Raw genomic sequence first — 13,124 nt, 5'->3', positions numbered from 1 at the left:
GTGGTTCGTGGAACCACGGATCCGCGGCGAGCTTCTCTTGCTGCTCACAGAAGAAATCGACGTTGTCCGTGACCTCCCGACGCTGCTTGGCGAGCGCCCGCTCCGCTCTTTCGCCAACCTGGTTGTCGATGACCAGGGACGCGACGACGACGACCAGCACCAGGAACACGAGCCCCAACAACAGGGCGCAACCAATGAGACGACGAAATGATCGAGGCACTGGGCTCATGAGGTCTTGATTATACCCACCACGCCGCGAGCGACGGGGAGTATGACTGGGACCACCAGCTGGGAGTCCACTAGTTAGAAAGGGATGTATGGCAGCGAAGAAGGCAGCGACCAAGACGCGTAGCACCACGCCCAGCACGCCGCGCCGCAAGAAGGTCGAGCCGCGCTCCAAGGGCCTCAGCGCCGCCGAGGTGGCCAGCGAAGCCGCCGCGCAGCCCACCGAGCTCATCCAGGCCATCCAGCAGGACGGTGGCCAGGTGCTCTCGGTCTACCGCGATCCGCTGGGCGCGCACACCGTCGTGTTCGCCGCCCTGCCCATCGACAAGGTGGAGCCCACCCCCTACCAGCGAGATCTCTCCGAGCCCCACGTCAAGCGGCTCGCCTCCGCCATGGAGCGGCTGGATCGCTTCCTCGATCCCGTCATCGCCGTGCGCAAGGAAGGCAAGTACTGGACCCCCAACGGCAACCACCGCCTGAACGCCTCTCGGCTGCTGGGGGCCAAGTCCATCGTCGCCCTCGTCCTCCCCGAGGAGGACGTGGCCTACCAGATCCTCGCGCTCAACACCGAGAAGGCCCACAACCTCAAGGAGCGCTCCCTCGAGGTCATCCGCATGCACCGCGGCCTCACCGGCTCGCGCGCCGGGCGCGAGGCGGACTTCGCCCACCTCTTCGAGGAGCCCTCCTTCATCACCCTGGGCGCGGCCTACGAGAAGCGCCCTCGCTTCGCCGCCGGCGCCTACAACCCCTTCGTCAAGCGCGCCGAGCGCTTCCTGGACCTCCCCATGGCCGAGGCCCTCAAGGTGCGCCAGGCCCGGGCCGACAAGCTCCTGGAATTGGACGACGCCGTGACGCGGGTCGTCACGACGCTCAAGGACAAGGGCTTCCAGAGCCCCTACCTGAAGAACTTCGTCGTCGCCCGCATCAACTTCCTGCGCTTCAAGAAGGACGACAGCCCCGTGGAGTTCGATCCCACGGTGTCGAAGATGATCGCCAGCGCCCAGAAGTTCAACGTGGACAAGGTGAACAAGGACGACATCACCCGCATGGGTGGTGGCGCGGCCGAGCCTGACGAGGAGTAGGCAGGCAGGCATGGCTCGGGCCTGGAGCCTGGAGCCTGCTAAGCTCGGGCCATGGCCATCAAGAACCTCGTCTTCCAGGGCGGCGGCGTGAAGGGCATTGCCTACGTGGGCGCCCTGCAGGTACTCCAGGCGCAGGATCTGCTGCGCACCGTTGAGAACGTGGCAGGCACCTCGGCGGGCGCCATCACCGCGGCGCTCGTGGCCGTGGGCGCCACCTCGGACGAGATGAACTCCATCCTGGGCAGCACGGACTTCGCCGCCTTCATGGACGGCAAGTTCGGCTACATCGGCGACGCGGTGCGGCTGGTCCGCGAGTTCGGCATCTACAAGGGCGATGAGTTCGAGCAGTGGTGCCGCGCGCAGATCGGCAAGATCACCACTCGCATCACCGGGACACCCCAGCCGGACCTCACCTTCGCGCAGCTCTCCGCGCTGGCGGCGAAGGAGCCTGGCTGCTTCCGCAACCTCTATGTGGTGACGACGAACCTGACCCGGCAGACGCCGGAGGTGTTCTCTGCGCAGACGCAGCCGGACGTGCCCATCTGGCAGGCGGTGCGCATGTCCATGAGCATCCCCCTCTTCTTCGAGGCCTTCCGCTTCAACAACAACCTGTACGTGGACGGCGGCATCTCGTGGAACTACCCCATCGATCTCTTCGATGGGCTCCTCCGGCAGCCAGTCCTCGGCAAGCCAGCGGTGGCCCCGGAGGTCGGCGTGTGCATGGAGACGGTGGGCTTCAGCCTGGGCACCGCGGAGCAGATCGCCCACCTGGAGCGGTTCGGCACGCCCCCCGAGGTCTCCATCACCGACCTGAGGACCTATGCGAAGGCGCTGTTCAGCTTCATGCTGGATGCGGCCAACCAGCTCCGGCTGGATCCGGACTCGATGACGCGGACCGTGTTCATCGACAACGCGAACGTCTCCACCACGGACTTCACGCTCTCGGATGAGCTGAAGCAGAAGCTGGTGGACAACGGCATCCTCGCCACCTCCGAGTTCCTCAAGCGCGCCACCCATCCGGCCCTGGCTCCGCAGCGAGCGACCGGGACCTGAGTCCGCCAGAGCGCAGCAGAGGACCCACCGTGGGAGCGGGCGTGGAAGGTGTGCGAAGCGCACGAGCGGGTGGACGCCGGGGGCTCCTGGCTGTCCTCGTCGGGCTCGGGCTCTGTCTCGCGAGCGCCTGCCGCACGCCTCCGCCGGCCCCCGTCACGCCTCCGCCAGAGCCCGCGCCTCGCCCCGCCGGGGTGGCGACGCCAGCGCCCTCCCCTGCCCCGCCTCCGGCGTCCCCTCGCACCGAGCCCACCCGCCCGCGCAGGCCCGAGCCCCGCATCTTCGACGTCCCGTCGAGTGACACCCGGCTCGCCAGCTATCAGCTCACCGTCAAGGGCCAGGAGCTCGAAGCGCCGCCCTCGCGGCTGGCCCAGGTCTTCCCCGAGCAGTACTCACAGGCCGCGGGCGTCTTCACCTTCCGCGGCGGAGCCACCCGCACCGGCGGCGCCTGGGGCATCTGTCCAATGCGCGAGCGCAAGCTCGAGCTCGCCTGGACGGCCAACACCACGAAGGGCCGCCCACCCTGGCGCGGAGGTGCAGGCTGGACGGGCGAGCCCGTCATCATCCAGTGGCCCGACGTCATGCGCCACTCGATGGTCCGCCTGGGCCGCCGCCGCTTCGACAAGGGCCTCGTCGAGGTCATCCAGGGCTCGCTCGACGGCTCGGTGTACTTCCTGGATCTGAAGACAGGCCGTCCCACCCGGCCGCCCATCGTCACCGGCAACCCCATCAAGGGCAGCGTCTCGCTCGATCCCCGGGGCTACCCGCTGCTCTTCGTCGGCCAGGGCATCCCCCAGAAGAAGCCCATCGGGCTCCACGTCTACGATCTCATCAGCCACCGCGAGGTCTTCTTCCTGCCCGGCAAGGACAAGGCCTCGCCGCGAAGCTGGGGGGCGTTCGACAGCTCGGGCCTGCTCAACCGCAGCACCGACAGCTACCTGCTGGGCGGCGAGAACGGCCTGCTCTACGCCCTGAAGCTCAACACGGACTTCGACTCCATCAAGCTGCGCCTCAAGGTGCGCCCCGAGGTGCTGCGCTACCGCTACACGCCCGAGGGCAGCCCCCACTACGGCATCGAGAACTCCATCTCCGCCGTGGGCAACCTGGCCTTCTTCGCCGACAACGGCGGCACCATCCAGGCCATCGATCTGCGCACCTTCAAGCCCCTGTGGACCTTCGACGCGGGCGACGACACCGACGCCAGCATCCCCGTGGAGCTCGAGAACGACCGCCCCGTCCTCTACACCGGCACCGAGGTGGACAAGACGGGCCCGCGCGGCAGGTCCTGGCTGCGCAAGCTGGATGGTCTCACCGGCCGCGTGCTCTGGGAGCGCTCCTACCCGTGCGAGGGCTCGCTCGGGCCGCCGAAGAAGGTGGACGCGGGCGCGTTCGCCACGCCCCTGGTCGGCACCGGAGACATCGCCGGACAGGTCGTCTTCACCCTCTCGCGCTGTCCGGGCTTCAACGATGGCCTCATGGTGGCGCTCGACAAGGCCACCGGCGAGGAGCGCTGGCGCAAGAAGCTGGACAGCTACGCCTGGTCCTCGCCCACCGCCTGCAAGGACGAGCAGGGCCACACCTTCATCCTCCAGGGCGACATCCTCGGCACCGTGCACCTGCTCGACGCGCGCACCGGCGAGGAGCTGGACTCGCTCAAGCTCCAGGGCCTCATCGAGGCCTCTCCCGCCATCTTCGGCGACATGGCCGTGCTGGCCACCCGCGGCAACTGGATCCACGGTCTGCGCCTGCGCTGAGCCCGGCTCCGGGCCCCGGCGGTGCAGGCCGATCGTCCACGAGGACACACCCGCGCCGCTCCACCTTGCCGCACGGCCCGTGCGTGAACACCTTGCGACGCCATCCCGGGGCGATCCCACGCCTACACCTTCAGGAGCTTATGGCACCGCGCAAGCCCGCTTCGACCTCCTCTACCCAGAGCAAGAACCAGAGCCTCGAGCCCTTCCGAGAGCGCCCGGCGGACACGGTGCTCACCACGGACCAGGGCATCCCCATCTCGCATACGGATGACTCGCTCAAGGCGGGCCTCCGGGGCGCCACCCTGCTGGAGGACTTCCACCTCCGCGAGAAGCTCACGCGCTTCGACCATGAGCGCATCCCCGAGCGTGTGGTCCACGCGCGGGGCTCGGCCGCCCACGGCTACTTCCAGGTGTACAAGTCCCTGGAGAAGTACACCCAGGCGAAGTTCCTCACGGACCCGTCCCTGCGCACGCCGGTGTTCGTCCGCTTCTCCACGGTGCAGGGCTCGCGAGGCTCGGCGGACACGGTCCGCGACGTGCGCGGCTTCGCCACCAAGTTCTACACGCCCGAGGGCAACTTCGATCTGGTGGGCAACAACATCCCCGTCTTCTTCATCCAGGACGGCATCAAGTTCCCGGACGTGGTGCACGCCGTGAAGCCCGAGCCGCACAACGAGATGCCCCAGGGCGGCTCGGCGCACGACTCGTTCTGGGACTTCGTCGGGCTGGTGCCGGAGACGGCCCACATGATCATGTGGGTGATGTCGGATCGCGCCATCCCCCGCAGCTACCGGATGATGGAGGGGTTCGGTGTCCACACCTTCCGCCTCATCAACGCGCAGGGCAAGTCCCACCTGGTGAAGTTCCACTGGAAGCCCCTGCTGGGCACCCACGCGCTGGTGTGGGACGAGGCGCAGAAGATCGCCGGCAAGGATCCGGACTTCCACCGGCGCGATCTCTGGGAGGCCATCGAGGCCGGCGACTTCCCCGAGTACGAGCTGGGCCTGCAGATCGTCTCCGAGGAGGACGCGCAGAAGTACGGCTTCGATCTGCTGGACGCGACGAAGCTCCTGCCGGAGGAGCAGGTGCCGGTGCAGCGGGTGGGCAAGCTGGTGCTCGACCGCAACCCGGACAACTTCTTCGCCGAGACGGAGCAGGTGGCGTACTGCGTGAGCAACGTGGTGCCGGGCATCGACTTCACCAATGATCCGCTGATGCAGGCCCGGCTGTTCTCGTACCTGGACACGCAGCTGACGCGGCTGGGCGGGCCCAACTTCGCGGAGATTCCCATCAACCGGCCCGTGGCCCCGGTGCACAACCACCAGCAGGACGGCTTCCACCGCGACACGATCAACACGGGGCGGGCCAACTACCACCCCAACTCGCTGGGAGGCGGGTGCCCGTTCCTGGCCAATCCCCAGCAGGCCTTCAAGCATCACCCGGAGCGCCTCGAGGGCAACAAGGTCCGCCAGCGCAGCGAGAGCTTCAACGATCACTTCAGCCAGGCCACCCTCTTCTACAAGAGCCTCTCCAAGCCGGAGCAGGAGCACCTCATCGCCGCGCTGCAGTTCGAGCTCGGCAAGTGCGAGCGCATGGTGGTCCGCGAGCGCGTCGTGCAGCAGATCCTCGCGAACATCGACGCGGAGCTGGCTACCCGCGTGGCGAAGGCGGTGGGCGTCACGGTGCCCAAGGCGCCCAAGCCGGCCAAGGCGAGCAAGGCGAAGAACACCGTCGACAAGGCCCCGTCCCTGAGCATGGAGAACACGCCGAAGGACTCCATCCGGACGCGGAAGGTCGCGGCGCTGATCGCGGACGGGTTCTCCGCCAAGGAGCTGGCCCAGGTGAAGAAGGCGCTGGAGGCTGGCGGCGCGATCCTGGAGGTGGTGGGCCCCTCGCTCAGCCCCGTCAAGAGCGACGACGGCACGGAGGTGGCGCCGGTGCGCACGTTCCTGACGACGCACTCGGTGCTGTACGACGCCATCTACGTCCCGGGCGGTGAGAAGAGCGTGGCCGCGCTGCAGCTCATCCCGGACGCGGCGGACTTCGTGCGCGAGGCCTACAAGCACTGCAAGGCCTTGGGCTTCTCCGGCGCGGGGACGCAGTTGGTGGAGGCCGCGGGCCTGAGCAAGATCGCCGCAGCGCAGGACCTCGCGAGCGATCCGGGCGTCGTCCAGAACGCCAAGGCGGACATGAAGAAGTTCAACGCGCTCTTCATCACCGCCATCGCCGCGCACCGCAACTGGGCGCGGCAGGGCCCGGCGCCGAGCTGAGCACTGGCTCCTCCCGGGGGGTGTGAAGCCCCCCGGAAATCGCCGGAGGAAATCCGGGGAATATCCCCAAAGACGCTCGTACTCCTTTCGAGTTCCCACCTCAAAGGAGACGACGATGAAGGTTCTGCGCCTGGCAGCCGCCCTGGCCCTGTTCATTGCCACAGGGGCGAGCGCCGCCACCGTGACCACCCTCGCCACGGGACTGGGCGGGGGCTATGGAAGCGCGTTCAACCCCACCACCCAGCAGCTCTTCTTCACCGAGTACAGCGCGGGCGAGGTGTCTCGCTTCGACGTGGCGACCGGCACCGTCACCACGGTCCACACGGGCATCCCCGGGCCGCTCGGTGTCGACATCCTCTACGTCTCCGGCAGCTTCTATCCCTACGTCACCACCGGAGACGGACGGCTCTTCAAGACGGCGCCCGGCTCGCCGACGCACAACGAGGTCACCAACGGCCTCGGCACGCCGCACCAGATCGTCATCGATTCAGCCAACGCCGTGGGCTACATCGCCGACAGCTCGAGCGGAACCCTTTGGAAGGTGAACCTCTTCGGCGGCCAGAAGACGCCCATCGCCACCGGGCTCACCTCCGCCGTGGGGCTCGCGATGAGCGCGGACTTCCAGACCGCGTACATCTCCGACGGGACGCGTCTGGTGAAGTTCGACCTCAAGACGCTCGCGCGCACCACGCTGGTTCCTGGCCTCGACCGGGCGTATCGCCTCGCGTGGGCCAATGACGCGCGGACCGCCCTCTACGTGGCCGAGCGCACCTCTCCCATCGGGCGCATCCGCCGCATCGACCTGGCCACCACGCCCGCGTCGAGCGCGCTGGTGGCGGACGTCCCGAGCTACGCCTCGTCCGTGGCGCGAGCGCTCGATCCCGACATCCTGTACGAGGTGAGCGAGGGCTCGCTGAACCAGATCCGCCTGTCCGGCGGGATGCCGCTCGGCCCTGTCATCACCCGGGTGGGCAACATCCCCTCGACGAACATCGACGCGGCCACCGGCCTGGCGACGACGGATCCGACGTACTTCTTCTATGTGAAGAACGCCTCCTTCGGAGGGACCCCGCACCTCATGCTGAACTTCCCCGCCATCCGTCGCGCGGGCGGGGCGTACTACAGCGTCCACGTCGACGGCAGCCTCACGCCCTCGAAGGCCGTGTGGAACAACTACAAGTGGAACGGCTCCACCTTCGTGCTCACCCAGGTGGCTCCGGATGGCGCTGGCTACTTCAAGGTGCCGGCCTCGACCGACACCTGGGCGATCCCGGACCTGGGCTTCATCCTGGACACCCGCGCGCTGAGCACGAACGTGAAGCACACCGTCACCGTGAAGACGTACAACGCGACCTTCGGAGAGCTGGCCACCCAGGGACAGGTGAGCCTGCTCGTCGACAACACCGGCCCGACGATGCAGCTCAGCCAGATCACCCACGACGGCTTGCCGCTGGACGAGTGCGCCCTCATCACCAGCGGCTCGGCGGACCTGAGCTTCACGTTCATCGCGTTCGATCCCCAGGGCCGCCTCTTCAACTACTCGCTCGTGGATCGCTGGGGGCACGGCCACTCGGCGGTGATCACCTCGGACCAGTACCTCGGGGCCCATGACGCCTCGACCACCTGGGCCGGCGTGAACCCCACCACCGTGAACTACACGCTGAGCTGCACGAGCTGCTCGCACTCGTTCACCCTGAGCGGGTACTCGAACACCACCGACGGCTTCGGGCTCATCCACTTTTCGAGCGACTTCGACCACGCCGCCATCTACCTGCCCGGCGGCTCCTGCCGGCTCTGAGCCCTCCTGGCTTCGACCGCGGGCCGAGGGCCTCGGGAGAGCCCCCAGGGGTTGACTCTCTCCAGGCCCTCCTGTGGACTTCGAGCGGGCCGTCCGCCAGACCTCTCTCCTCGTCCCGTCCTGCTCGCCGTGTCCGACGCCGCCCCCCAGAAGCCCTCCGAGGCGCAGGCCTCCCTGGCCATGCGGCGGCGCAGCTTCTTCATCTGTGCCGCCGCGCTCGTCCTGAGCCTCAGCATGCACCCGCTGATGTTCGGCGGCCTGCACCTGCCGGTCGCCGGGGCGCAGCTGGCCTGGGCCGCCGTCTTCGCCCTGCTGGGCGTCCTCGTGACGCGGCAGACGCTCTCGCTGGATGCGGTGGGCATCATCGCGGGCGTCACGAGCGCCATCGCCCTCACGACCGAGGTGCAGCTGTCGGGCGGGACCGAGAGCCCCCACCTGTGGGCCTTCTACATCCTGCCGCTCATGATGGCCGCCTTCATCCCGGAGCGCTGGCTGCCCGTGCTGGTGACCATCCCCAGCACCCTGCTGAGCCTGCTGCTGGTGGATGTGCTCTCGGCCGCGCCCGCGCGCCTGATCGCCTCCCACTTCATGGGCCTGGGCTTCACGTCCCTGGTGTCCGCCTACGGCGCGCTGACCTATCGACGGCTGGTCGCGGCGGAGAAGAAGGCCCACCACGCGCGGCTGGAGGCACTCGAGCAGCTGGCGGACAGCGAGCAGCGCCGCGTACAGGCCGAGCGCCATCGCGCGGAGATCGAGCGGCTGGCGCTGGTAGGCCAGCTGGCCTCTGGAGTGGCCCACGAGGTGAACAACCCCCTGGCCTTCGTGAAGGCCAACCTGAGCTTCCTGGAGGAGGAGCTCGTCGAGCACCCGCCGGTGCCGGGCCGGGAGGACCTGAGAGAGGTGCTCGCGGAGACCCAGCAGGGCGTGCTGCGCATCCAGCAGATCGTCACGGACCTGCGCCAGTTCTCCCGCAAGTCCATCACCGTGGAGGAGTGCGCCGTGGCCGACGCGGTGGAGGAGGCGCAGCGGCTGGCCTCCGTGCGCCTGAACAGCCTGGGCGAGGTGGTGCGCGAGATACCGGCGGACCTGCCCCGGGTCCGCGTGGGGCAGCGCCAGCTGGTGCAGGTGCTGCTCAACCTGCTCGTCAACGCCGCGGATGCCATCGAGCACTCCGAGCCGCGGCGGCCCGCCCGCATCGTCCTGCGCGCGCGGCCCTCCGCCGACGGGGTGTGCCTGGAGGTGGAGGACAACGGCCCGGGGATTCCTCCGGACGTCATGCCGCGCCTGGTCGAGCCCTTCTTCACCACCAAGCCCCCGGGCAAGGGCACCGGGCTGGGGCTCGCGCTCTGCCGCGAGTACATCGGTCGCGCCGGCGGCTCGCTGGTGGCCGAGTCTCCCCGGGAAGGAGGCGCCCGTTTCGTCATCCAGTTGCCGCAAGCCTCGGCTCCCGTGTCGGCCGCCAGCGCATGAGGCTGGCCGTGCCCGGACTCCCATGCGAGCATCCGCGCCCGGAGGGAACGACATGAAGAACCTGATGACGGGAGTCCTGCTGGCCACCCTGTCGCTGCTCGGCGCGACGGGATGCTCGAGCCACTGCCAGAGCTACTGTGACCACTACAAGGAGTGCCTCAACGCGGACCTCGACACCGGGCAGTGCGCCGACAGGTGCGAGGAGGCCAACGACAACGAGAACCACCGGGAGAAGGTCGAGGAGTGCTCGCAGTGCGTCGAGTCCCGCACCTGCGCGGAGGCGTTCTCCTCGTGCGTGGACGATTGCTTCGGCGTCCAGGGGCCGTAAGGCGCTCCAGCCCCCCTACGTCGCCGGCTCCTCATCCTCGGAGGAGTCGGCGCGCTGTACCCCGGCGTGCACCTTCTCCAGCAGCTGGTGGAGCGTCTTCATCTCCTCCACCGTGAGGTGCCTGCGCATCTCGCCCTCGAGCCGCTCCAGCTCGGACAGACAGACCGCCAGCTCCTTGCGGCCCGCCTCCGTCACCTCCAGGCGCACGCAGCGGCGATCGGCTCCCTCGCAGCGACTCAGCAGCCCGTCCTCCACCAGCCGATCCACCATCCGGCTCACCGCGGGCGCATCCATCACCAGCTGCTCCGCGATCGCCGCCTGGCTGCGAATCCCACCCCGGTCGATCACTTTGAGAACCAACATCTGCGTGAACGGTCGATCCGTACGCTTGCTCAGCCGGCGCTTGAGCAGCCGGTGAATGGCGCGGCGAACAGAAGCGACTTGCTCCGCGAGGTTCATTGCACGTATTAATGGTTGCACTTTGCAACGATTGTCAACTGCACCGATGAACACGGCTGCTCCAGGGCGAGCGCCGGAAAGGTCCGTCGGGGCAGTCCCCTCGCCTTCCGCCCCTGGTATGCCCCTTCGCCTCGCGCTCCTCGTCGGGCTCTTCAGCACCGCGGCCCTGGCGCAGCCCGCCGCCCCCCTGCCCCCTCCCACCCCGTTCCAGCCCAAGGTCGAGGACCCCATGCTGGCCCCCGTCCCGCCCGCGTCACGCCAGGTGGCCAGCTGGGAGGAGGCCCTCGCGCTGCTGAGGGAGCGCTCCACGGATCTGGACAGCGCTCAGGCCGGCGTGGAGCGCGCCGAGGGACGGTGGCGCCAGGCGCTGGCCGCGCTCCTGCCCAACGCGCGCCTGTCGGGCGGCGTTGCCGTGGACGTGCTCCACCCCGACAACCCCGTGCTGGCCAGCTCGGGCGGCGTGCTGAACCTGCCCCCCTCCGAGAATGGACGCACCCCCACCGCGCCCCTGGGCTCCGGGACGGTGGCGCTGACGCAGTCGCTGGTGGACGTGAGCGCGTGGCGGGGGCTGTCCTCGGCCGAGGCCTCCCAGCGCAGCGCCGAGGCCAGCCTGCAGGACGTCCAGCGCCGGCTGACGCTGGGGCTGGCGCGCACGCTGGTGGCGGTGGTGTCCGCCGAGCGCGCCGCGGAGCTCAACCGGCTGGGGCTGCGGCAGGCGCTCGAGCGCGCCGCCCTCGTCCAGCGCACGGTGGAGCTGGGCGCGGCCACGCAGCTGGACCTGGCACGCACGCGGCAGGACGTGGAGGTGGCGCGCCAGTCCCTCATCTCCGGCGACGAGCAGCTGCGCCGGGCGCGCGAGGCGCTCGGCCTGGCGCTGGGCCTCGATCAGGGCGTGGGCGTCACGCAGGGCTTCCAGCTCCAGGGGCTGGTGGTGCAGACCCAGGAGAGCTGCGCGCCGCTGAAGGCCGTGAACGAGCGGCCGGACCTGGTGGCCGCCAGCTCCCAGCTCGAGTCCGCCCGAGACAGTCGCCGCCAGGCCACGGCCGGCTACCTGCCGACGCTGGCCCTCACCAGCAACGCGCTGGCCTTCACCACCGAGCCCGGCCCGGGCCGTGTGCTGACGTGGAACATCGCCGCGGTGCTGTCGGTGCCCATCTGGGAAGGCGGCCTGCGCGGCGGCCTGGTGCGCGAGCGTGCCGGCATCGAGCGGCAGGCGGCGGCGACGCTGGAGCGCACCCGGCGCGACGTGGAGCTGGAGGTGGCTCGCACCCGGCGCGGCGTGGAGGTGGCCGAGGCGTTAGTGAAGACAGCAGCGGAGGGTCGCTCGCTCGCCGAGCAGACGGACCAACTGACCCGCCGTTCATTCGAGATTGGCCGCAGCGGTAGCCTCGAGCTTGTTCAGAGCGCGGCGGCATTGCGTCAGGCGGAGCTGGCCCTGGCGCTGCGTGAGTTCGAGCTCGTCCAGGCACGCCTGGATGCATTCTTGACGGAGGCCCGGTGCGACTGGTGAGACGGGTGCGCCCCCCTGAGGCGCTGATGAAGAGTGTGTGGGGCCTGGCCCTGGTGGCCACGGTGGTGGGCTGCGGCAGCCCGCCGCCTCCGAAGGCGCCGCCCCCTCCCCGCGAGGTGGAGGCGGTGACGCTGGCGCCGAGCGAGACGCGCGACACGGGCGAGTACCTGGGCAGCCTGCTCTCGCGGCAGAGCGTCAACGTGCTGCCGCAGGTTGCCGGCTACGTGCGCCGCATCCACGTGAACCCCGGCCAGAAGGTGGAGGCGGGAGCGGCGCTGCTGGATGTGGACGCGCGCCAGGAGTCCGCCGCGCTCGAGAGCGCCCAGGCCCAGCGCAGCTCCGCCCAGTCCGCGCTGGAGCTGGCGCGGCAGACGCTGGAGCGCACCGAGGCCCTCTATAAGGAGGGGCTGGTGAGCGCCCAGGAGCTGGAGCGTGCCCGCTCGCAGGCGCAGACGGCCGAGGCCGCCACCCGCGCCGCCTCCGCGCAGGTGTCCCAGCGCGAGGTGCAGCTCCAGTACTACGTGGTGCGCGCGCCCTTCGCCGGCACCGTGGGTGACGTGCTGGTGCGCGTGGGTGACTTCGTCGGGGCCACCACGCCGCTGACCAGCGTGGCCCAGGCGGACGTGCTCGAGGTGAGCGTGTCCGTGCCCTCGACGCGTGCCCGCGCGCTGCAGCCGAACACGCCGCTGGAGATCCTCGACGCGGAGGGCAAGGTGCTCATGTCCAGCCCCGTCTTCTTCGTCGCTCCGCAGGCCGATCCGCGCACGCAGCTGGTGGAGCTCAAGGCCGCCTTCCGCAACACCGTGGGCCTGCGCCCCAACGAGCTGGTGCGCACGCGCCTGGTGTACTCCACCCGCCGCGCCCTGCAGCTGCCGGCGCTCGCGGTGGTGCGCCAGAGCGGCCAGCCCTTCGCCTTCGTGGTGCAGGAGAAGGAAGGCAAGACGGTGGTGCAGCGGCGCCCCATCACCCTGGGCAGCCTGGGAGAGCGGAACTACATCGTGGAGAACGGCCTGCGCGAGGGTGATCGCGTCGCCGTGTCCTCGCTCCAGTCGCTGCGTGACGGGGCGCCGGTGAAGGTGAAGGCGGCCGCCATGCCTTCCGTGGTGGGTTCGTCCGCGGGCAACGAGGGCGGCGGTTCGACCGGAGGCGCCCGCTAGTCCGGGCCCGGCAGACAGAGA

10 protein-coding genes are annotated in these 13,124 nt (G+C 69.5%); 9 read left to right on the top strand and 1 reads right to left on the bottom strand.

Annotated elements, in window-relative coordinates:
- The first annotated feature begins 317 nt into the window (after positions 1–317).
- The 7 genes from KY572_RS42305 (at position 318) to KY572_RS42275 (ending at position 9,977) form a co-directional block, all read left to right on the top strand.
- Positions 318–1,307, top strand: coding sequence for a ParB/RepB/Spo0J family partition protein (locus tag KY572_RS42305; RefSeq protein WP_224249455.1), 990 nt, complete (start codon positions 318–320; stop codon positions 1,305–1,307).
- Between the two features lie 51 nt (positions 1,308–1,358).
- A complete protein-coding gene (locus KY572_RS42300; protein WP_224249454.1) occupies positions 1,359–2,360 on the top strand; it encodes a patatin-like phospholipase family protein in 1,002 nt (333 codons plus the stop codon).
- A 50-nt stretch (positions 2,361–2,410) separates the two neighbouring features.
- On the top strand, positions 2,411–4,111 hold the full coding sequence (locus KY572_RS47970) for an outer membrane protein assembly factor BamB family protein (protein ID WP_224249453.1): 1,701 nt from the start codon (positions 2,411–2,413) through the stop codon (positions 4,109–4,111).
- Positions 4,112–4,251: 140 nt separating this feature from the next.
- The gene (locus tag KY572_RS42290; RefSeq protein ID WP_224249452.1) at positions 4,252–6,381 is read left to right on the top strand and encodes a catalase; all 2,130 of its coding nucleotides are present in this window, start codon (positions 4,252–4,254) and stop codon (positions 6,379–6,381) included.
- Positions 6,382–6,496: 115 nt separating this feature from the next.
- On the top strand, positions 6,497–8,179 hold the full coding sequence (locus KY572_RS42285; RefSeq protein ID WP_224249451.1) for a YncE family protein: 1,683 nt from the start codon (positions 6,497–6,499) through the stop codon (positions 8,177–8,179).
- 129 nt (positions 8,180–8,308) lie between these two features.
- On the top strand, positions 8,309–9,649 hold the full coding sequence (locus tag KY572_RS42280; RefSeq protein ID WP_224249450.1) for a sensor histidine kinase: 1,341 nt from the start codon (positions 8,309–8,311) through the stop codon (positions 9,647–9,649).
- A gap of 52 nt (positions 9,650–9,701) precedes the next feature.
- Positions 9,702–9,977: a hypothetical protein gene (locus tag KY572_RS42275; protein WP_224249449.1), complete on the top strand. Its 276-nt coding sequence runs from the start codon at positions 9,702–9,704 to the stop codon at positions 9,975–9,977.
- Positions 9,978–9,992: 15 nt separating this feature from the next.
- Here KY572_RS42275 and KY572_RS42270 read toward each other — a convergent pair whose 3' ends face one another.
- Complete coding sequence (locus tag KY572_RS42270) at positions 9,993–10,340, bottom strand: MarR family winged helix-turn-helix transcriptional regulator (protein ID WP_224249448.1); 348 nt, start codon at positions 10,338–10,340, stop codon at positions 9,993–9,995.
- Between the two features lie 214 nt (positions 10,341–10,554).
- On the opposite strand from KY572_RS42270, the gene KY572_RS42265 reads away from it, so the two are divergent.
- A complete protein-coding gene (locus KY572_RS42265) occupies positions 10,555–11,946 on the top strand; it encodes a TolC family protein (RefSeq protein ID WP_224249447.1) in 1,392 nt (463 codons plus the stop codon).
- 26 nt (positions 11,947–11,972) lie between these two features.
- The gene (locus tag KY572_RS42260) at positions 11,973–13,103 is read left to right on the top strand and encodes an efflux RND transporter periplasmic adaptor subunit (RefSeq protein WP_224249446.1); all 1,131 of its coding nucleotides are present in this window, start codon (positions 11,973–11,975) and stop codon (positions 13,101–13,103) included.
- The last annotated feature ends 21 nt before the right edge of the window (positions 13,104–13,124 follow it).

Source organism: Hyalangium gracile (assembly GCF_020103725.1).
GTDB classification, from domain to species: Bacteria; Myxococcota; Myxococcia; order Myxococcales; family Myxococcaceae; genus Hyalangium; species Hyalangium gracile.
This window is presented reverse-complemented; position numbering and strand designations above follow the sequence as displayed.